At 44.0% G+C, this 22,192-nt stretch carries 17 protein-coding genes; 2 read left to right on the forward strand and 15 right to left on the reverse strand.

Annotation, left to right across the window (positions count from 1 at the left end; all coding sequences use genetic code 11):
- Positions 1 to 188: 188 nt before the first annotated feature.
- The gene (locus ABIO93_RS16860; protein ID WP_348069704.1) at positions 189 to 1,442 is read left to right on the forward strand and encodes a sodium:proton antiporter; all 1,254 of its coding nucleotides are present in this window, start codon (positions 189 to 191) and stop codon (positions 1,440 to 1,442) included.
- On the opposite strand, the gene ABIO93_RS16865 is transcribed toward ABIO93_RS16860, so the two are convergent.
- From ABIO93_RS16865 to ABIO93_RS16935, 15 genes are all read right to left on the reverse strand, one after another.
- Positions 1,439 to 2,476, reverse strand: a complete 1,038-nt coding sequence (locus ABIO93_RS16865; protein ID WP_348069706.1) for a hypothetical protein — start codon at positions 2,474 to 2,476, stop codon at positions 1,439 to 1,441. The genes ABIO93_RS16860 and ABIO93_RS16865 overlap by 4 nt on opposite strands.
- 5 nt (positions 2,477 to 2,481) lie before the next feature.
- The gene (locus ABIO93_RS16870) at positions 2,482 to 5,163 is read right to left on the reverse strand and encodes a DUF3352 domain-containing protein (protein WP_348069708.1); all 2,682 of its coding nucleotides are present in this window, start codon (positions 5,161 to 5,163) and stop codon (positions 2,482 to 2,484) included.
- An 11-nt stretch (positions 5,164 to 5,174) separates the two neighbouring features.
- On the reverse strand, positions 5,175 to 5,918 hold the full coding sequence (locus ABIO93_RS16875) for a glycosyltransferase family 2 protein (RefSeq protein ID WP_348069710.1): 744 nt from the start codon (positions 5,916 to 5,918) through the stop codon (positions 5,175 to 5,177).
- 73 nt (positions 5,919 to 5,991) lie between these two features.
- Positions 5,992 to 7,113 (reverse strand): acyltransferase, encoded by a 1,122-nt coding sequence (locus ABIO93_RS16880; protein WP_348069712.1) that lies wholly within the window; start codon positions 7,111 to 7,113, stop codon positions 5,992 to 5,994.
- 2 nt (positions 7,114 to 7,115) lie between these two features.
- Entirely contained in the window at positions 7,116 to 8,810 is a 1,695-nt protein-coding gene (locus tag ABIO93_RS16885; RefSeq protein ID WP_348069714.1) for a hypothetical protein, read from the reverse strand.
- A complete protein-coding gene (locus ABIO93_RS16890; RefSeq protein ID WP_348069716.1) occupies positions 8,807 to 9,727 on the reverse strand; it encodes a transketolase C-terminal domain-containing protein in 921 nt (306 codons plus the stop codon). Before ABIO93_RS16890 ends, ABIO93_RS16885 begins: the two co-directional genes overlap by 4 nt.
- A 55-nt stretch (positions 9,728 to 9,782) precedes the next feature.
- Positions 9,783 to 10,196 carry a hypothetical protein gene (locus ABIO93_RS16895; protein ID WP_348069718.1) on the reverse strand — a complete coding sequence of 138 codons (414 nt, stop codon included), beginning with the start codon at positions 10,194 to 10,196 and terminating at the stop codon, positions 9,783 to 9,785.
- Complete coding sequence (locus ABIO93_RS16900; protein ID WP_348069720.1) at positions 10,193 to 10,378, reverse strand: type II toxin-antitoxin system HicA family toxin; 186 nt, start codon at positions 10,376 to 10,378, stop codon at positions 10,193 to 10,195. The genes ABIO93_RS16895 and ABIO93_RS16900 overlap by 4 nt, the downstream gene beginning before the upstream one ends.
- A gap of 34 nt (positions 10,379 to 10,412) precedes the next feature.
- Positions 10,413 to 12,407 carry an NAD-dependent epimerase/dehydratase family protein gene (locus tag ABIO93_RS16905; protein ID WP_348069722.1) on the reverse strand — a complete coding sequence of 665 codons (1,995 nt, stop codon included), beginning with the start codon at positions 12,405 to 12,407 and terminating at the stop codon, positions 10,413 to 10,415.
- On the reverse strand, positions 12,400 to 13,227 hold the full coding sequence (locus tag ABIO93_RS16910; protein WP_348069724.1) for a transketolase: 828 nt from the start codon (positions 13,225 to 13,227) through the stop codon (positions 12,400 to 12,402). Before ABIO93_RS16910 ends, ABIO93_RS16905 begins: the two co-directional genes overlap by 8 nt.
- 118 nt (positions 13,228 to 13,345) lie before the next feature.
- On the reverse strand, positions 13,346 to 15,214 hold the full coding sequence (locus tag ABIO93_RS16915) for a glycosyltransferase family 39 protein (RefSeq protein ID WP_348069726.1): 1,869 nt from the start codon (positions 15,212 to 15,214) through the stop codon (positions 13,346 to 13,348).
- A gap of 111 nt (positions 15,215 to 15,325) precedes the next feature.
- Positions 15,326 to 17,353: an OmpA family protein gene (locus ABIO93_RS16920; RefSeq protein ID WP_348069727.1), complete on the reverse strand. Its 2,028-nt coding sequence runs from the start codon at positions 17,351 to 17,353 to the stop codon at positions 15,326 to 15,328.
- A gap of 71 nt (positions 17,354 to 17,424) precedes the next feature.
- Complete coding sequence (locus ABIO93_RS16925; protein WP_348069729.1) at positions 17,425 to 18,708, reverse strand: DUF4038 domain-containing protein; 1,284 nt, start codon at positions 18,706 to 18,708, stop codon at positions 17,425 to 17,427.
- Positions 18,709 to 18,757: 49 nt separating this feature from the next.
- The gene (rpe, locus tag ABIO93_RS16930; protein ID WP_348069731.1) at positions 18,758 to 19,405 is read right to left on the reverse strand and encodes a ribulose-phosphate 3-epimerase; all 648 of its coding nucleotides are present in this window, start codon (positions 19,403 to 19,405) and stop codon (positions 18,758 to 18,760) included.
- A gap of 44 nt (positions 19,406 to 19,449) precedes the next feature.
- Entirely contained in the window at positions 19,450 to 19,971 is a 522-nt protein-coding gene (locus tag ABIO93_RS16935; RefSeq protein WP_348069733.1) for a Uma2 family endonuclease, read from the reverse strand.
- Positions 19,972 to 20,168: 197 nt separating this feature from the next.
- Here ABIO93_RS16935 and ligA point away from each other — a divergent pair.
- The coding region (gene ligA, locus ABIO93_RS16940) for an NAD-dependent DNA ligase LigA (protein ID WP_348069735.1) at positions 20,169 to 22,192 on the forward strand (2,024 nt) is incomplete at its 3' end.

Consider the following 22,192-nt stretch of genomic DNA (forward strand, 5'->3'; position numbering starts at 1 on the left):
TAATCACTTAAATGTAAGAAAATCTGTTCTTTGTAATTTGGTTTTCACCTCATGAAATGCTCAATTTTCACTGGAAGATTTTAGCTACTGGCATATTAGAATACAATTAGAACTGACATTTGCAGGCCTAATCCGGTTGAATACCAGCTGTAAATTCATTATTTTTGGTTAGTCTAAAAAATATTTTCATGGAGTTGTATTATTCTTTTTCGGCCTTAATTGTCCTCTCAGCTATATTTTCATACATTAATTCAAGGTTTTTAAAGCTTCCTTCTTCGATCGGTGTGATGGTCATTGCATTGCTTGTTTCATTAGGTTTAATCGCCACCGACAGCATTTTTCCCAAAATATTTTTCCGGATCACCACCCTGATCGAAAGTGTCGATCTCACTGAAATTCTAATGGGCGCTATGCTAAACTTCCTGCTTTTTGCAGGCGCTATTCACATCCACCTTGAAGATTTAAGGGAACAGCGGATGCCAGTGATCATATTTTCAACGGTGAGCGTGGTTATCAGCACATTTGTAATTGGGTTTCTGGTTTATTACCTGTTACCATTTACCGGAGTTCAAATTCCGTTGATTCAATGTCTGGTCTTTGGCGCATTAATCTCGCCGACCGACCCTATCGCAGTTTTAGGGATTTTGAAACAAGCAGGCGTTCCCAAGACGCTGGAAACAAAAATCGCCGGCGAGTCACTTTTCAATGACGGAATGGCGGTGGTAGTGTTTATATTAATGCTAGCCCTGGCCAGAGGAGAGGAAGTGAATACGTCATTCGGGGGTATAGCGACGCTTTTTGTAAAAGAAGCGATAGGAGGAATTGTGCTGGGGCTTTTACTGGGTTATGTCGGTTCCAAAATGATTTACCGCGTAGACGGATACAATGTGCATGTGCTGATCACACTAGCGATTGTCATGGGCGGGCACCTCGCGGCTCAGGCCATGCACATGTCGGGACCGCTGGCCATGGTAGCGGCCGGGCTTGTGGTAGGTAACTATGGTAAGAACCCGGGAGCTGTTTCAGATACGGAGCGCGACTACATCGACAAGTTCTGGGAGCTGATCGACGAGATATTGAATGCTATTTTATTCCTGATCATCGGCTTCGAATTATTGCTAATCCCGGATATCAAACAATTTGGCTGGGCAGGTTTAATGGCGATTGTAGTCGTGCTTTTTGCCAGATTCATTTCCATTTACATTCCGGTCAAACTGATTCCTTTTCGTAACCGTTTTGGGAAAAAATCCATTGCCATACTGGTTTGGGGAGGTTTGCGGGGAGGTGTATCCATTGCGCTGGCCCTGTCGATAGACAACGACCTGAATAAGGACGTGCTGCTGGCCATTACCTATTTTGTTGTGCTATTTTCGATTATCGTTCAGGGACTTACCGTCGGAAAGCTTACCGCCCGGTTCAATGAAGAAGACGCGAATAGCTAACTATTTGGCTTTCCGTTTTCAATAATTAGCTTGTTAATCAATGCATTAACCTTGTTAAGCCACAAGTACTGGCCGTCGCATGTCCAGTGAGAGTCTCCTTTTTGGTAAGAATGGCGGCCCATTTTGCGGAAGTCGCTCAGGACATCAATATGAGGAATCTGTAATTTTGGATGAGCATATACCCTTTCTATCAATTGGTTATAGTGACCATAATCGGGGCTTACTACTGATACTTTATTGGGAATGATCGATAGTATCACGTGATCAAAACCAAGCGAATCCGCAAATTCACGGCTTTGATTCAGATTCATGACGATGGTATCAATTTCCGTATTGCTGACTTCTGAAAACGCAGAAGTAACATTAGGCGTGTCGGTGTCCATGTAGTAAACCATATCCTGATCATTGTTCACCAGCGTTACCTTCGTGCTCACTTTATCGAAGACTTTTTGATTAAAATCTGCTTTCCAGCTTTTCAAAGTCAGAAACAGGTCATTTTGGAACAACAATCCATCCAATCTGTCTGCCGTAAAACTGGCTTTCAAAGCGTCATCCAGCTGGCCTAGTAGTCTGGGTGATTCGAATTTTGTTTCAAAAGTGGCGGTATCGGGAATCAATACATTAACGCGTGAAACCATTTTTTGCCGGAAATGCCTTTCCACCGATTCGAGCAAAAGAACATTGAGCTCGGAAGTGTCGGTTTTGATATGAAGAAAATCGCTCCATTTCACGTAGGTGTAATGATCCACCGGAAAGTCCTTCTTACCGACACGTCCCTTTTCTGTAAAGCTGTCCCCAATAATGTACAAATGAATTTTCTTGTCCGTAGGTACGCGCGCCGGTGGAGTGTAGCCCTCGCATTGTATTCTGGGGTCTCTGAATTCGGAAAGTGTTGATAGCCGAAAAAGGTCGCCATACTGATAGCCATCATGAACCAGATGCCAGTTTCCGACGAGCCTGAATAGCGGCGGACTTACGCTAATGGCCCAAATGATGCAGCCTAAAATCAGGAATAAGTATTTTAAGAATTTCATATCTCTTAGCGCAACTTAACGGACCAAACCTGTATTTTTTTCTCCGAACGGCTGAATATCAATAATTTGGAATAACCAGGCTGATAAGTGAGCTGTACCGGCATTTCAGAAGGAATCGCCTTGTCGCCCAATCGTTTTCCGGTCATATCGAATACGGTGGTATAATTGCCGGATTTGATCGTGATAAACCTGTTATCCACGCCAAAGAAATGATATTGGATTACCGAATTAGGAAGGATATCCTTGATTTCAAATAAGTCTCTGCCTTCTTTGGTGATAATGGCCGTTTTGGAGTTTAAAGAACGGATCAGAATCCAGTCCAATGAATTTCTGTCAAACAAAGTCTGGAAGCGCGAACCTGGTTCTGGCCTTAACAGCTGTTTTCTTGAAGTTACCTTTCCATCCAGACCGATCCTCACCAATTCGCCCGATACACTCACACCAACAAGTTCCGGCTGACCCGTATCAGGGTTTTGTGCCCAGGTGAATGGACTTTCCGTTCGGGTCAGGATGTCGACTGGGAATCCTTGCCGAACCGTTCCGTTTTCTTTTAAAAGGTAAATTTTACCATTTTTCTGCGTCACGATAAAGCCGCGGTTCCCAATTTGGTTAAGCGCTACGACCGGGCTCTGAATGTTCTCAAAAGCCACGGAATGGTTCAGACGTTTGACAGGTTTTGTGACATTTTCCCAAATGAATAACTCCTCCGCAGCGTTTTTAATGATGAAACGATTACTTCCGTCATCCCCGCCATCTATCGAGTACAATGCGGTAATATCCTCAGACGAAGGCAATGTGGCCGTGAATGTGGTTACCGTCGTAGAATCATCTTCATCCAATGCGTAAATGGTCCTGTTGGTAGCAAAGATGCGTTGTTGTCTGCCAATGTTGAGGAAATCTACTTTGTAGGCAGAGGTAATGATCGGCCCATTGAGTTTGGCGATCGTTTCTGTTTTTCCTTCTCTTAAATTGTTCGTTCTGAGCAGGTTATTTTCTTTGTCCGTTAGCAGGATCTCCGAACTTCCATCCACAGGGTTTTGCAATGCCGCCAATTCCGTATCATAAATTTCCGGCCACTCGATGTCAATGTTCAGAAAAGTGCGGTTCAGTACCTTACCCGCCGTTTGTCGTTTTTTAGGATGAAGTGTTATCTGCGGAAAAGTCTGGTCGCCGTCGTAATGACATTGCAACACCACGGACTCCATTTTGGCGGTCAGGTCAGCATATTTTTTACTGCCCTCACTGCCCGAAGCGGACTGTGCTTTCCGAAGGTTCACGACCATCGAAAGCTGGGCTTCGGACGTACTATTCGTCAGAACGCTGTCATATTCCGGTGATTGCTTCCAAGTGATCTGATTTTCGTAATCCACAATGTAGTTTTGCAGCACCTGTGAATTATTGCTGATCACCAGATAAGGCGCTACGTAGGTGATATAGCTGCGCGGAAAACCGGAAAACATGGGCCCGTAAAGTCCCGAGGGAAGCTCTGGAATTGGAACAGCATAAATGTCATAACCCTGATATTGATCCAGCGAGACATTTGTTTCCTGGTTGGCAAGCCGGGCAAGTTTTTGAAGTACTGGTCTCAGTTTGTCGTAATTAGAGAATTCCGCAAGCAAGATTTTTCCATCGCTGATACTATTGTTTTCTTCCAGCTGACACAAAATCAATTCAGAACCAAGGTTGTCGATCAGTAGGTTACTTTCCTCGGAAATGTAGTATTTGAGCTTATCCCAGGATTCTGATTTGTATTTTTTATGCCATTTTGAAAATTCCTTTTTGAAAGCAGCTTTATCTAACACCGCCGACCGGTATAGAAAAGAAGTTTGCTGGGAAATGTGTTTGTGCCCCGCAAAAGGTGACCCGGGAATGTCCTTTACAATATCGGTGAGGTAGTAATCGGGCGCTGCTGTTCCGGCCGATGTCAAGACCAGGTCGCCTTTGGTTTTTGTCGTTTCAATGTGAAAATCCTGGTGATTTGGGAAGTTCTTCGCAAATTCCTTGAGGATACCGTTTACATTTTCAGGAGAAATGACAGATTTCCAGGCGTCATTACGTAAATAGATGCTGGTACCGTAATCCGAATCATCAATACCGGAGAAATGAGACCGGAGCCTGAAAGATTCAATGTTCAGTGAAGAAGCCCGTACCGCGTCTTCGATCAGGTCGCCATAGTAGCTGAGGATCAGGAAATTGTCTTTGACAAGATACGAGAAAAGTGGGCGGGAATTGGTATCGATAATGTCCGTGATCCGATGATCCTGAAAGGTGTGATGTAGTGCGCGGGTATTGGTCCGCTGCGGGCTACCAAGCCATTTAGCCTCCTCATCACTGACCGGAATGTACATTAATACCCCCCATTCGGTACTGGTCCGGGGATGGTAGGAGTAGGAAAGTGCTTTGCCTTTGAGAAAATTGTATAACCGTTTCTTGTCTGAAGTCAGCAGATTAAGAAGCGATAAATTATCACTTGCTACGTCGAGCAACGGAAGTCTCTTGATATCCAGGTTTGCATCCGTTGCCACATAAAGCGAATCCTGTAAATGTTCGCTGGTAATGACCACAACTGCATTGGACGGAATAAATTTCCAGGCGGCAGAAGAACCGCGTGACCATTTAAACAGGAAATATCCTGCTGACGCGACGATGACAATCAGCAGGATAACAATAATATTTTTTTTCGACACAAGCCTATTTTTTAAGCACGGATCGCTTTTACTTTTTTATTGAGTTCTAGTCGAAACCGCAGCAATTCTTTAAAGCTTCGTATACAAACTTTCCACAGATTCCATTTAACTATTGAAACCGTGCCTGTTTCCCTGTCTTTGTGGGTAATCGGAATATCAAACAATTCCTGACCTGATTTTTTGGCCATGACCGACAGAAAAATGTTCGGAGCAAATGGTTCTGGATCAGGTAATTGATTCATTAATTTTTGCAGAAATGTCCCTTTAATCAAACGGAAAGGAATATTACTGTCCATAATGAAGGTACCGTACACTGTGGAAATTGTTCCGCGCAGGAACTTGGTAATGAACAACCGAACGCCTGCGTCGTGACGTACTTCGCGGTATCCCAGGATAAATTGTGACTGATCCCGCTTGTTCCAGAGTTTATCAAAATCATCCGAAACGAACTGGTCGTCGCTGTCCGTTTGAAAAACATATTGCGAATTCAATTCCAGCGCTTTGCGGTACCCATTGACTACTGCATTGCCATGACCACCATTTTTCTGATTAATAACTGTCAGATTGGAAACCTCCTTTTGTAACTTGTCTAAAAGAACTTGGGTATTGTCTTTTGAACCGTCATTGATTACAATTAGTGTGGTGTTGTCGTTTGGAAATTTATTTTTAAGAAAATTAGTCCAATTATATACTACCTTTTCTATACAATCCTGTTCATTGTATGCGGGCATTACTATACTAAGAAGGTATGACATGCAGAATCTTATTTGGTATGGTTGCGCGAAATTAATAAATAAAGCCAGTAACCGGGCTATGCAAAATGATTATTTAGTAAGCGTACTTATCCTTTAATGCATTAATGGGTTTCTCAAAAAAGTGCCAAGAAACTGACGCTACCATGATCGTCAGCGTAACAACCACCAAAGCTTCGAAAGCGATATTACCTTTCAGGTCAGGCACATACTGGTAGATTTTCCGAAATAGTCTTACCGTTGGGTGCATTGGACCACTGTGAAAGTGATTATAGACAAAGTTATGATAGAGATATAATCCGTAACTGATCTTGCCCAGATACACGCTCACCGGGTTTTCCAGGAAGCCTGCCATCCATCCACCATAACCCATCACAGCTCTTCCGATCAGGAAAAAACCAAAAATGGATGACACCGTCCTGTCTACAACGACGAAAGAGATGTTGTATTTTTGATCAAACGACTTTGACCAGAATTGTAACAATATCCAGGCCAGCAACGCAATAACAACAGGCCACGATTTGTTGAAAAGCTTGACAAATGTTTCGTTTTTATAAAGTTGCAGCCAAGCCATTAACCCACCAAGGGCAAAGGAGTCAAAGCATGCGGGGGTACTCACATAGGTGACGATCCAGTTATCCGCTCCAAAATCTTTGACTGAGAAAAAGTACAAGAAACGAAAAGCGATGCCTATCGCACCAAGTATACCCAGAAATGGTATCAGCTTATTTTTTGGGATGAAAAATATCAGGAATGGAAAGAATAAATATACCTGCTCTTCCACGGCCAGGGACCACAAATGATCCACCGAACCCATCCAGGTTTTGTGGGTGGCCATGTAGATATTAGTGGCATAAAGAGCCAACCAGCCCAGTTTTTGCCTAACCGGAGGAACATCAAAAACAAAGAGCAATGCAATGATCAGGTAGTAAACAGGAAAGATCCTGATCGTTCTTCTGATCAGGAATTTCCTAAGATATTTTTTAAAGCCACCTGGCGTTCCCTCGGTCTTTTCTTTGCTTTTCAGAAGAATCCTGGAAATGAGAAACCCACTCAGTACAAAGAAGATAGTCACTCCCAGTGCTCCGAAAGGAATGACATTTATTTCCACGAAAAGGTGGTCGAGTAGTACCAATCCAACTGCAATGAAGCGTACCCCGTCGAGCTGTATGATATGTCCTTGTGCTGTACTCTTCATGGCTACCAGTTTACCTTCACTTTATTTTTTTGAGTCTGACTCACTTTAATGGTCTGATCTTTAAACAAAATACCTGTATCATCTCCCTGCTGACGGATCAGTGCTACTTTATAAGTTCCTTTTTCCAACTCGGCATAGGGTATTTCCGCATGGAATCCGGGTGCGAAATAGTATTGTTTCAAAAACAGCTCTTTTCGGCTTTTATTGCGGGTTCGAACGGCTGGGTAGATATAGTAACGTTTATCTGAGCTGAGCAGAATGTAGACGCCACTATCCTGTAATCGCTGGCTGGAAAAAGTACTGTTTGAAACATTCAAGAAGCTTTTATCTGCCTCAAAGCTTGTGTGATCATATAATTCCACCAATCCGCGTGAGCTACCGGCGTAGGTTTGTCTATCCGCTACCGCGATCATCGGTAATAGTTTATCGTAGAAAACAGGTGTTTTTTCGACAATGCGAGCCGCGAGCGTGGTGTCCGATACAAGTTCAAGCGTCTTATCCTCAAAATTCCCGTTGAATTGAGAAGTCGTCAAATATTTGCGCAAATTATAGGCATCCACCAGATGATAATGGTAGCTGAACACATTGAATGTGATGGCCAGAAAAACAATGGCGGTAATGTAGGGAGACAAAAAACTCCCGCGTATCGGAATGACTATATATAGATACGCGACTATCAGCAGTAGTACCGAGTAAATTTTGTACTTACTATCTATGAGCCCTTCGAGACCAAAACCTGCCCTACCATAAACTACAACAAGCGCAGTGCCCAGTATAAAAAGGATAGTGCCCAGACAAAAGAGATCTGTATATTTCTCAGATTTGTTACCGTATTTATTTTTGGAAATTCTGAAAAGCGTTGCTGATATGATTGAAACCGCCACCAAAAACAGTACAATGCCGATAAAGAAACAAACCTGGAAATGATCTAGTACGGGGATGGATTCGGCAAATGAACCAAGGAAAGCCATGTAACCCTTTACAAGCTGAAAAATAGAGGCCTTTGAATCAGGATTAGCTTCCGATTTAGCGTAACCATAGAAGTAGCAGAAAATAAGAACACCGCTGGTAATAACCCAAAGTGCAAATCGCTTCCGGTTTTGAGTCAGAAAAATTAAAAACGCCCCGATTGGCAGGACAAATAAGGCATTCGGACTAGTCGAGATTGCAATGACGGCCAGGAAAATGGATATTACAAAAGGTGTTGTTTTGGGATTTATGCAAAGATAGATCGTCCATAATGTCAAAGTCACAACGCCGAAATTCTGGATGGATGCCATTCCCCAGTACATATTCTCCCAAAAAGCCAGAGAAAGCCAGATAAACGGGACCGGAACAAGCGCAAAAAGCGGTTTCTTGTTCTTTTTAAGTATCTCGTGCCAAAGAGGAATAATACCTAAAAGAAGTATATTACCAGCCAGCATCAAGTGCCGGAAATTCAAGGCCCCGAAAACAGAATAATCGATCCAGGTAAAAAGTCGGGTAAGTGCGATCCGGTGCTCATTATGTTGTCGATAAAGGGCCAGGATCTTACTCTTCCAGCCTGTTGCCTGCGAATAGTCCAGAATGAAAGTTTTCAAGGCATGGTCATCCCATTTCGGGATATTCATGGCATAGTAATTCCATACCGTAAAGTAAATGAAGACCGGTAGCAACAGAATCAGGCTCAGAATGATTGTTAAAGCCTTTTTTGTCATGCCGGGATCATTAATTTACCAATGTGGGAAAGGATGGAATCCGGGTCAAGACCTGAAAGCTTTTGGTGGTAAGTCTGGCTTCCGTAACGGCTGTTTGGATAACCCTCTGCTCTTAAACTTTTGAAACCGCGTGGAAAAATTCCTTTTTCCAATAGCTGTACTGAAAGTTGTTGCGCCAGTCCACCTGTGCTGATATGTTCTTCCGCCACCAAAATCGATGGTGCTTTTGCAATCAATGCTGCCAGGTCGTCATTGATTTGCAATGGAAAATGAAGCGCCGTTATCACATTGACCTTGGAAGATAAATCCTCAGATAAAGATAAGGCTGTCAATACGTTATTGGCAATCGGTCCAAGTGCGAAAACGGTTATTTCAGCATTTTCGGAATGGTGAATTACCTTAAAAGAACCTGAGCTAAAACTATTTTCGGGAGTTGTTTTACCTGCGCCGAGCCGCAAATAAGCTGGCCGGGCGTCGGCGGTTATCTGACGGATCACCGGTTCCACTTCATCAGCAAATGCGGGTACCCATACGTTCGCGTTTTGCTGTCCACTCAAACACGCCAGATCTTCAATGGTGTGGTGGCTGCTACCCATGATTCCGTAGCCATAACCACCTCCGTTGCCTACTAAAAAAACTGGTAAGTTATTGAAACATACATCATTACGGAATTGTTCAAGACAGCGGTAAACGATGAATGGAGCAATGCTGTAACAAAAAACTTTGTATCCTTTATGTGCAAATCCAGCTGCTACGCCGATCATATTTTGTTCTGCTACTCCGGCATTGATAAATCTCTTGCCCATTTTGGCTTGAAGATTTTCCAATGCATTATATCCCAGGTCACCAGTTATGAAAACAATGGAGTCGTCCTCCAATGCTAACTGTTCCATGGCGTTTGAAAATTCTTTTCTCATTTGAAATATCGCAAAAGACCATTTTTAGGCCCATGTGGAATAATAGTGGTTTTCTTTAAGCGTACAGAGATATCGTTTGCAATTGTTCGCCTAATTGATGTATTGTTCCCAGTAACTTCCTTGACTGTTCAGCGGATGGATGTTTCACGCCACTGGCATATTGACGTACAAGAGCGGGATTAATGCCGCTTCTTTTGGCGATAGCCGTTATATTCAGGAAATCGTGTTCTTCAAAAAATGCCTGCATATCATAATGCAATTCAAATTCGATTGCTTTGATATCAATCTTTTTCCAAAACTTATCCTCTTTGCCTTCATTGACCTGATAATCAAGAATAATCTCTTTGAGATTATTTATCGCATCTTTTGGTGTCGGGCCATATCCATTTGGCATATAATTGCCTTTCCCTTCTACCCGTGCGAAAAAGTAACCGTCCTGCTTTTCGATAATTACCTCTATCTTTTTCATTTGATCCCGACCTTTTTTAAGATACTGGCAGCGAGACCTTTTCCAACCTCTTTCGCTCCGTGAAAAGGAACAGGTACGGTCTCTCCCGTATTCGGATTTTGAAAAATCTTATGGCTACCCGTTTGTCTGATTTGAATCCAGCCGGATCTTTTCACCAGCCGAAGCAGTTCACTTGATTTCATTTATATAGTGTGTCAAAGGTAGCAAAATTGCTACTTATTTCCGCAATTGCTTCACCAAAGTCCTGATTTCGTCAGCAGTTTTGTAGGACTTGGAACCGCGGCGTATCCGTGTGCGAATGTACTTGGGCCGCTTTTTGGTTTCTTCAAAAATCTTGGTAATGTATTCTCCTAAAAATGAAATGCCTAGAATAGTTAATCCGCCGAAAAATACGATCAGGACGATAACTGTACTGATACCCTGGGGCGTATCCGGGAAAAAGAACAATTTTGCCAGCACCTGCCAGATAATTCCCAGAATGGATAAGCCTGTCAATGCAAAACCCGCATAGCTCATCAATTCCAGCGGTGCAAAGCTGAATGAGAAAATGGCTTTCTTCGCCCACCAGATGTTTTTCGTCCAGTTATTGGTTGAAACTCCGAACATCCGCTCAGGTCTCACATAAGGTACACCCGTTTGTTTGAAACCTACCCAGGCGCGTAACCCCCGCAAAAACTGTTCAGTTTCAGGTAAATCCACCAATTCTTTCACCACTTTTCTGTCGATCATCGAGAAATCACCGGCATCGCGCGGAATTGGAATGTAGCTGAGCCCCTGGAAAATCTTGTAAAAGGATTTATAAAAAAAGTGAATGTGCGGTTTCATTTCGCGCTGTACGCGCACACCGTAGACCACATCATTACCTTCCATCCATTTTTCGTAGAAAGCTGGAATGATCTCGGGCGGGTCCTGCAAATCGCCATCCATTAGTACTACGCAATCGCCAGTCGCGATTTCCATACCGCTCAAAAATGCAGACTGTGAGCCGAAATTACGAGAATGGCTTATGCCTACCACATTGGGATCTTTGTCGCAGATCTTATTGATCACTTCTTCCTGATTGTCGGGAGAACTGTCGTTCACGAAAATGATTTCGTAGCGTACTTTCAGTGTATTGAATGTCTTGACCAGCCTTTCGTACATGAATGGAATGGCCTGCGCATCTTTATAACAAGCAATAATGGCAGTAATAACCGGGTTTAGCTTGGGATTTTCGAACGCCGGAATGACGCTGCTTTCGTACTTAATCTCTTCCTGCCACTGACTGTATTTGGAAAGACCTGTTTCCAGGGAAGTCCGCGCTTTCCATCCAAAATCGTCTTCGAAAGAAGTAGGGTCTCCGTACCATTCTGCGAGGTCCCATTTCCGGTTAGACATACTGCCCCATTGCGGCTCCTGCGCGATAGCAAAGGTTTTTCTCGAAGTATCGACCAGGTCGCCCATGGTCGTTTTTCTGCCGGTTGCAATGTTATAAGATTTCCCGGACGTACTGCTTTCAATTTTTAATGCAGCATCCAGAAAAGCTTCGACGCAATCTTCGATGAAAACAAAGTCCCGGCTTATATCTGGTGAAACCAATGAGGGAAGCTGCTTTTTACGGGCATTTTCTATCAATTTAGGTATCAATCTGTCGGGCTCTTCCCAATATCCGTAAATAGAGTACAACCGCAAATTCAGGGTTTTTAGATCAAAAACCTTGGCATAATATTCTAACAAATACGCAGCTGAAACTTTGGAAACAGCATAATGGCTGTTCGGTTCTACACGATCTGTTTCTTTGGGAGATGTACAGTTAAAACCATATTCGGAGCTGCTGCCGGCGTGAATGTAAACCATTTCACGGGTGCAATTCTGCAAAATATTCACGGTACCAATCACATTGGTCTCGTAAGTCAGGTTGACATTATTTTGCTTACTATATGCCCCGTAGGCTGCAAGATTGAATATGGTTTGTGGCTTATATTTTTCAAAAACCTCCTGAACCGAGTTATTGGACAGAATGTCGCAATGCACAATGTTCTCAAAAGGAACATTCAACAGTTTTAGGCGCCATGCCTTAGTCGCGTCGTGCGTCAAGGCGTAGCAGTCCTGACGGATTTTGAAAATGTCATTGAAAAGATTAGCGCCGATAAAGCCGCTGGCACCAAAAACAAAAACAGGCCCTTTTAATTTTTCTATTTTATCGCGGTAAACCGGTAAATGATCAAGCATTCGTCAATTCATTAAAATAACGTTCCTTAACTTCCATTGTAGCTTGCTCATACTGATCCTTATTCATCGGCAAATAGTGCCATTCCAGCTTGTTTTCCATGTAGGAAACACCCTTACCCTTGACAGTATTAGCGATAATCGCTTTGGGTAATCCGTTTTTATGAGACTTTAATTCGTTGATAGCCAAATGAATGGAATTGATATCATGACCATCCAGTTCGACAGTTTCAAAACCGATCGCGTTCCATTTTTCTACCGAAGCAGTTTCGCCCAGCACTTTATCTGTAAAACCAAAACCTTGCAAACCATTTTTATCAATAATCATAAAAAGGTTATCTAGCTGATTTTGAATGGCGTAATGTGCTGCTTCCCAGGTTGTTCCTTCATTGGTTTCACCGTCGGACAGTAGAGCAAAAGAATAAGTCCCGTCTCCGCTTACCTTCGCAGCATGCGCAATTCCGGTTGCGATCGGTAATCCGTGACCCAGTGAGCCTGTCGCAAAAGGTATTCCTTTATACTGCCGTGGTGCAGGGTGAGCGGGAAGGGTAGTGCCGTCTTCGTAGAATGTGCCCAGTTCTTCATCGGTGATTTCACCCAGTACATTAAGGCAGGCGTAAAGTGCTGCGGCAGCATGTCCTTTGGAAAGAATAAAGGTGTCTTCTTCTGCTTTTTGAAGGAAAAGAACTGCGATCATTAGATCAATGCAGCTCAAAGAACACCCTATGTGTCCGGCATTTGCTTTATGGTACAGACCCAGGATTTTAAGCCGGAGTTCTCCGCTTATTTGTCTTGGGTCATTCAATATTTCTTCTGCGGTCATGCCTTAATGTGTATATCAATGTTAGATTATTACTGACAAAATAACGGCCAAATCTCCGGTTTCGAGTACGCAATATACAAAATCTTATTTGTCGGCCCGGGTTTCAACGCCTAATTGGTTACTCCGAACCATACCTGAGACCCTTCAATCGCTTGATCTCAACAGGTTCCGGATTGTTTGATTTTTTGATCCAAATTACCTCAGTCTGAGTGGTATCCATGGCTTGCACGTATTGTGCATCTTTCGGTAAATACAGATTAGTAAGCTGTGCATCCTGAACGGAGTAAGGCAGGAAAGTACGGTCCATTTCCGAGAGGATCTTAAACCGTGGCGCGGGATAAAAAACGGTATCCCCAGGCTGGTAGATCTCCTGGATTTTCTGGGCTGCTTCGTAATAAGGATTTGGAACCCGCGGAGTGGCAAAATAGCCGTATTTGACCGATTTGTCCTGATAAAACTCATTAAGCCTTGAACCGACAAAATACAACTGAGCAGTAAGGAACACGAATATCAACACTTTGAACTCAACCTTTAATGTATTGTAATATTGCAAAAGCAGGCTCAAAACGATGATTACGTAGGGAAATGAAAATCCGGAGTAACGTTGTGTAAGCCCATTGGTATGCCCGCTTTTGAACGACGTCAAAATCAGGAATAAGGTTGGAAACAAAGCCATGATGTAACACATCCATAGTCGTTTCTTCTCGGTCGAGCTGGCTTTGATGTGAATATCAGGAATAAATGAAAGCGCAAAAACACTGACTGAAAGGATTGCGAACTGTAATTTGTGATTGGTATAAAAAACAGAACTCAGGATAATCAGCAGGTAGGGAAAGCGGTGAGTAAGCCAATCGGGTGTTTTCATCCTGTCTCTGAACCGGTACCAAACGATCAAGAGAATGCCTGTGAAGAGTGCGATAAGCACATTCTTTTTACCGGCGAGAGCGTCGGTCAGTCCATTGGTGAAAATGACGAGATCTGTGAAAATCGGGAGTGATTTGTGATAGACATTAGCCGCAGTCGCTGGCAGAATGATGCCAAACGGATTATTGTACGGCATGGTTTCGGCTACTCTTTTATACAGATCAGCCTGATAATTCAAGGTATACAAGGTGTACTGACCGCCGCCGAAAAGCATCCACAATGTAACACCCGACAATGCAAACACAGCAGCAATGGCCATCCTGACCCAGCCTTTGATGGATCTTAAAAATAACAATGCGTAAATGGCATGAGCCATCAAAACTGAAATCGTCAGAAAGTGGGACAGTAATCCGAGGCCAGCGGCGAGACTATACCCCAGATATAAATAAAACGTCTTTCGATTATCGGACTTATTTTCAATGATCTGTAAGAAAAAATAAGTGGCGAGCAGCGTCAGAAAGAATGTAAGCGAGTAGTTCCGCGCCTGGTGACTATATGCAATGAAAAATGGCTCAATAGCAACGATTGCCGACGCTATCAGTGCAGTGTTTATATTAAAGAACCTTTTACCAAAAAGGTATGTCAGACCAATGATCAACACGCTGAAAATGACTGAAAGAAAGCGGACGGAAAAATCGGAAAGACCAAAAACCACCGTCCACCAATGCAGTATGAGATAGTAGAATGGGCTGTTTCCGATATCACTTCGATTATTTGCCTCAAAATAATCTTCAAGCGTTTTGGGTGCCCAGAACTCCGCCGGAGTGAATGCACGCGGACTGAATGTTTCACTGTAAGTAAGCGACCGGAGCACTCTTAATGGTCTGTAATCGAGCGTCGGAGTCTTCCAGAACTGTGAATCAGACAATTTTAATGTTGAAAAAACTTCTTTCTGATTGGCGCCTTCCAATACAACTCCCTGGCTGATCACCATGGTACTTTTCTCATCAAAGAATATGCTGAAACGATCGAGGTGGTAAAGTCTTAAAGCCAGACCTACGATTAATATGGCAATGAGAATGAGCCGGGACCGTAGGTTTTCGTTTGTGTGGTTCAAAGACATTACAGATGATGTTGGCTAATGACTGCAATTACTGGTCGCTCACGCGGCGAACCGGCATAAGCATGATCAAGTGCCGCGAAATTAAGCAAATTTCCTTTGACAGGATGTTTTTCAAATTTTAAGAATCGTAAACTCTACTCTACGGTTTCTCTGGCGGGTCTGTTCGGTGAGGTTGCTGGCGATGGGTTTGGCTGGTCCCCAGGCTTTGGTTTGTATCCTTTTCGTGTCAATTCCTTTGGACAAAAGGTACCGTTTCACCTGCTGCACACGGTCTTCGGAAAGCTTGACATTTTTTTGGACTTCTCCCTGATTGTCGGTGTGACCTTCCAGCAAAATTTCCATGGTAGGGTAGGCATTCATCGTCGAAACGATCCTGTCCAGCTCAGAAAAAGAGGAAGGGATCACGTCCGCGCTGCTTTGCGAAAACATGGTATTGGTCAATCTGATCTGCTGTCCTGCTTTGATAGGTTGCAGGTAAAGGTTCTTTTTGATAGTGCGGAAACTGGTTTCAGCCGACAAATCCAGATCTTCCGATACCGGGAAATAGCCTTCGCCTGAGGCTGAGATGCGGTATATTTCTTTCAACGGCAAAATGAGCCGGTACTCGCCGGTTTCCGGGTCGAAAGTCGCATTGGTAAAGACCTCATTGTTCTTTTTAATGTCTGCGACGATTTCTGATTTGACTGCTTTATTGGTCTCAGCCTCATAAATCGTTCCGGTAACGACGGCCACTGGCTCAGGCTTGATTTCCGGCGTCATTCTTATGCGGAAAATATCTTCCTGTCCAAGGGATTTTTCACTGGCACTGAAATAGGCGTAGTCGCCCGTTGCGGGAATGTTAATGTATGCATCCCAAAGCGGCGTATTAATCGCTGGCCCCAGGTTTTCCGGTTTGGACCAGTTAATCCAGGTATCGTCCAGGCGGCGCGTGAGGAATAGATCGCCTTCGCCGTAGCCGCTGTGGCCCTGCGATGAAAAATACAATGTCTTATTGTCGAGCGCAAGAAACGGCGTACCCTCATAATCCGCAGTATTGACGGCATTTCCAAGGTGCCGCGGCTCGGACCAGCTATCGTCTTTTTGCAAAAATGAAACATAAAGATCCTTTCCTCCCTCGGTATCACTTCTCTGGACCGAAATAATCATGACATTGCCGAAAGGCGAAACCGTCAATTCCATGCTGCCGACGTAGCCAGCCAGATTGGTGATTTTATACTCCTTTGGAAAGCTCCATCCTTGTTTGGTTTTAAAAGACCGGGAAAGTCCAAAGTACATCGAGCCGTCGGGACGATACACATTGATCAGGTATATGGTTTTTCCATCTGCTGAAATGCTCGTAATGGCATTATCTCCCGCATTATTGATCGGCGAACCAATGTTAGTAGCCTCGGTCCATTGATTTTTATCATTCAATGTCGAAAACCATACGTCCTGCTTTTGGTAAGACCCTATATTGCCCGAAAAATTGCTTCGTGTAAAGAACAAGGTTTTGCCGTCGGGGGAAATAATGGGTGCTACTTCCTGTCCTTTGCTATTAACTTCTTTCCCAATATTTTCCTTCTGGGTTTTCAACTGAATGTCGGCTGCAATGTTGATAACCGCCTCGATAGGTTTGACATCGGAGGAAACACCGACGGCATCTACCTGATTGAAACCGGAAACTTTCCCAGGTTGCAGAATGATTTTAATCGCATTGGCCACGATATCAGCCTGCTTTGGAAAAACGCGCAACATTCTGCCTTTGACCGTCAGTTGTGCTGCCGGTGTGTCAAGGATCAGATATTCTTTCCCGGATTCATCATAGGCATATACACGGGTGATAGAGCCGGGGTTGAAGTTTTCGGCAATGGCGACCTGTTTCAAAGGAATGGCTTTTTCAAAACCTACTTTGATCCATTCTTCATTTCTGCCGTCCGCTTCTGCCGGTGACCAGGCGCAGGGACTATTACCGAAATCGGGCAGTTTATTGGGTATGCCGAGGATCTGTTTGGCGCGGTAAGTGTGGCCGTACTGAGCGGGCCGGTATTCGGATGAGTAACCAAGAACCTTATTTGCCCACAAAATATCCTGACCGTAGCAATGACTCCATAGAACTGCGGAAAGCAGGTAAGTTGCTATACATTTAAAAATAACGTTCATGGGTGCTCCAAAGGCCTGCCGTGCAATTCAATACTGAGTAATATTATTAAGAATACGGCTGAATGTCAAACCTACTGCTTTGTTCCGATCAGCAATATCCAGTCCCAGCCGGGTTGGGAGTCGGGTGGCTGGACTACGGCTTCGTCGGTAGATTTGAAATCACCGCCGCTCCAACGCCTGCCGGTCCTGGGGCTATACCACACTGCTCCAAATTGGGTACCATTCAAATGGCTTAAATTCAGCTTGACCGGACGTGAATCCGGCAGGTATAGCATGGCCATTCGTCTGTTGGATAATGTTACAATGCCGATTTCGGCTTTGTCCAGCGAATCCAGCAGCAGCTCGGGACTATCCGGCTGCATATATTCCCATGGGATTCCTTTCAATATTTTAACCAGTTCATGAATGTACTCAGCACCATCTTTCGTAATATTCGCTTTCCAGGTTGGATTAAAATTTTTGATGGTACTCATGTGGCAAAACCCCGCAGCCGAGCTCAGAATGGACTGATACGCCTGGTTTCGGATGAGTACCGACTGATCCGTAATTTCTTTGGGGAATTCTGAATTCGCAATCAAAAAGGGGCGTAGTGCAGCTTCCGCTGAGTTTTTTTGCCAGTTTGCCAATGCCGCATATTCCGACGGCGTCACGGTTGAATCCGGAATGATGAATTTAAGATCTGAGCGGTTCGTAGAGTCGTCATTCATATTTGTAGGCGAGCAGGTATTGAGCGACGCAAGGATCTGACCGTCGGATTCAGACCTGATACCGTTGGAAATGGCTTTGAACTGCAATGCATTCTGGTACTCTTCTTCGCTGACGATCCAGATAATGTTCGAATATTTTGCAAAGCTTTTTCCCACATAAGCCCCGTAACTTTTCCAGGTTTCTTCCTGCTGTGTGTCAAAAATGGCATTCCAGCTCTTTCTTGAAACTACAATGCCGACCACCAGATTTCGTTCTTTGGCAGCTATAATGATCTTTTCAAAATAGTCAAAATAGGCTTTATTGGGCTTAGAAAGGTCATTGTCTTGAAATGGAGTGATCTTATTGTAATTCCTCTGATTAGGCAACGCAGGCAGCAGCTGTACCAGGAAAGTGTTGAACGACTGTGACTTGCGAATGTCCATATATTGAACCGCTTCAGTGTAATTCAGTTTTCGCAACATTTGCCAGGCCACATCAGCCACCATCAGGAACGGCGAGCCGTGGCTATCAACAATGTGCTTACCGTTTGGACTAATTTTCAGCGGGAATTTGGGATCGACTAACTCATTGCCGGCAGCAAATGACGCGCTGACACCCATGAAGGCAGCGAGGATAAAACTGTAAAAGTATGGTCTGGACAGTTTCATAACTTGCGCCCGAAAGTCTTGTAAATCATTTTTTTTTGGGATCAATACCTTAGCTATTCCTCAGATCTTCAATGGTTTTGATCGGATCTGCCGAACTGAACACAAAGCTGCCCGCTACCAGTATATCCACACCTTCGCGCACCAGCAATGGTGCATTGCCAAGATTAACGCCCCCATCGACCTCAATCTTGAAGGTATACCCGAATTTTTCTCTCAGGTCGTTCAGTTTTGCGATCTTTTTGTAGGTGTTTTCAATAAACTTTTGCCCGCCAAATCCCGGATTGACAGACATAATCAGCACCAGGGAAACATCACCCAGGATTTCTGACAATACTTCGACAGGCGTATGCGGATTGAGGGCTACACCCGGCAGGGCACCCAGTTCTTTAATATGCTGGATCGTGCGGTGCAAATGTGGGCAGGCCTCGTAATGTACCGTGAGCGTAGCAGCACCTGCGTTTCTGAATGCTTCCAGGTAGCGATCCGGCTGTTCGATCATTAAATGAACATCCAACGGTTTTTGAGCATGCCTGTAAATGGCTTCACACACGGGCAAACCGAATGAAATATTAGGGACAAACATGCCATCCATAATGTCCACATGGATGTAGCCTGCGGTACTGGCGTTCAGCATTTCAACGTCGCGCTGCAGATTTGCAAAGTCGGCAGCTAATATGGAAGGGGCAATTTCAGCCATGAAATTTCAATAGTAAATGATAAAACTGGCCGAAATTAACGAATTTATATGATTGCGTTCACTTTAAAAGAGAGGCTGGCGAGTAATGGTGAGCGAACTTGCTCGTCATCGGAAAACGTTCCGGATAGCTCGTACTTCTCGTTGACTAGTGAATAAATTTCAATGGAAGCTTTCTCTGGGAACACGATCCAAAACTCTTTTACACCATATCGTTCATAAATCTTTTTTTTGACGACAGTATCAAGGCGAAAGTTGCTTTTTGAAATAATTTCCACCACCAGATCCGGAACACCCCGTATCCAATCCTGAATGATATGCTCGTTTTGCTTGGCTACAAAGAACAGATCAGGTTGAAGAGAGTTCACACCTTCCTCAAAAATAACGTCAAATGGCGCATTGAAAAGTTCTCCCAGATTATTGGTTTCCACATAATCTTCCAGAATTCTTAGAAGCTTTCTTGAAGCCCTTTGATGCGGTGTTTTTGGACTAGGAGACATAATCTCCTCTCCATTGATGATCTGCGTCAGATCCGGGTTGTACCAAATGGCTGCTTCCATAGTTTTCATAGGTGTCACCTGTTTTACGAAAATACTCAAATTTTGTGAAACTGATCATGTTGAAAAGTGGCTTGTAACACGCAGTCGGTTATCGACATTTGATAGAATACGTGGAACTCATGAATCGGTCACTTTCTTTTCATTATTCCCAAAATTTGGAATTAATCTTAAATTTGGGCTGAATCATCAAAGTAGCCGCCATAACCATGAATCCCGAACAGAAAATCCAGGAGCTAACCGATCAGCTGAACCATTACAACTACCGATATTACCAGGATAGCGTATCGGAAATTTCGGATTTTGAATTTGACAAGTTGTTAAAGGAATTGAAAGCACTGGAAGATCAGTACCCCGAATTCAGGCTGGGTGATTCTCCTACTCAGCGCGTTGGCGGCACGATTACCAAGAATTTCAATGCAGTGTATCACCGTTATCCGATGTTGTCGCTGGATAACACCTATAATGAACAGGAGCTTCGAAATTTCGATGAACGTGTGAGGAAGGGATTGGACGGGGAGCCTTTCGAATACATTTGCGAACTCAAATTTGACGGGATATCATTGAGCTTTACCTACGAAAACGGCGTGCTAGTGAGAGGTGTGACACGCGGCGATGGTACCCGCGGTGACGAAATTACTAATAACGTGAAAACCGTTCGCTCTTTGCCGCTCAGGGTAAAGGCGGAAAATCAGCCAGCGATTTTCGAGGTGCGGGGCGAAGGTTTTATGCCGATCACTTCTTTTCAGAAATTGAATGAAGAAATGGAGACTTTGGGAGAAAATCAATATGCGAATCCCCGGAATGCAGCGTCAGGATCTTTTAAATTGCAGGACTCGGGCGAAACGGCCCGGAGAGGCTTGGATTGCTACGTTTACTATTTTCTGACCGATACTGAATTTTTCAAAAGTCATGAAGAGAGTCTTTTAGGATTGAAATCCTGGGGTTTCAATGTTTCTCCCGGCTGGAAAAAAGTGAGTAACATTGATGACGTCATCGCCTACATTCACGAGTGGGAGGAAAAGCGGATGACATTGCCTTTGGCGACCGATGGTATCGTGATCAAAGTCAACTCGTTTGAACAGCAGCGTGAGCTTGGTTTTACAGCCAAAAGCCCGCGCTGGGCCATTTCATTTAAATATAAAGCAGAAAACAAACCAGCGATACTACGCTCTGTAAACTACCAGGTAGGGCGCACGGGTGCCGTAACACCAGTCGCCAATCTCTGCGACCTGACAGAACGCACACTTCCTTATAATAAAGTAAAAGGAGTACATCTTTCGGGTACCAGGGTGAAGAGGGCGACTTTGCACAATGCGAATGAACTGGAAAGATTGGGTTTACGCATTGGAGATACCGTTTTTGTCGAAAAAAGCGGTGAGATCATTCCGAAAATCACCGGTGTGGATGTTACTCAGCGTGATTTGTTCCCCACCGATCCAATCATTTTCCCAACACATTGTCCCGAATGTAATTCTGAATTACAGCGTAATGAAGGAGAAGTAGCCTTTTTCTGTCCGAACGATAGCCATTGCCCGCCGCAGCTAAAAGGCAGGATTGAGCATTTTATTCATCGCAAGGCTATGAATATTGAAAGTCTGGGGGAAGGTAAGATAGAGCTGCTTTTCGACCTGAACCTGGTTCGGACTCCGGCGGATCTTTACGACCTTACCTATGAAAAGTTGCTGGGACTTGAAAAAAGCATTGCTAATGAGGAAACAGGCAAGACCAAAATCATTAGTTTCAGGGAAAAAACAGTTGAAAATATCCTCAAAGGCATTGATTTATCGAAAACCGTTCCGTTCAAAAATGTGCTTTTTGGATTAGGTATCCGTTTTGTGGGTGCTACTGTTGCCGAGAAACTCGCCGCATATTTCAAATCCATTCAGGCATTGCGCACGGCTAGTTACGACCAGTTGGTTGCTGTTCCTGAAATCGGCGGACGCATTGCATTGAGCATTGAATCCTATTTCAGCATTCCCGAAAATCAGAGTCTTGTAGAGCGGTTGCAACAGGCAGGATTACAAATGGAGAGCGATGAAAAACCCGTAGTACTCGAAAGTGATATGCTGGAAGGTAAAACGTTTGTGATCTCCGGTGTCTTCGAGAATTTTGAAAGAGACGACCTGAAAATGAAGATCGAGGTGAATGGAGGGCGCGTACTAAGCGGCGTGTCGGGTAAGCTCAATTACCTGCTGGCGGGTGCTAATATGGGGCCAGCCAAACTGGAAAA

This window comes from Dyadobacter sp., from assembly GCF_039919315.1.
Classification (GTDB): Bacteria; Bacteroidota; Bacteroidia; order Cytophagales; family Spirosomataceae; genus Dyadobacter.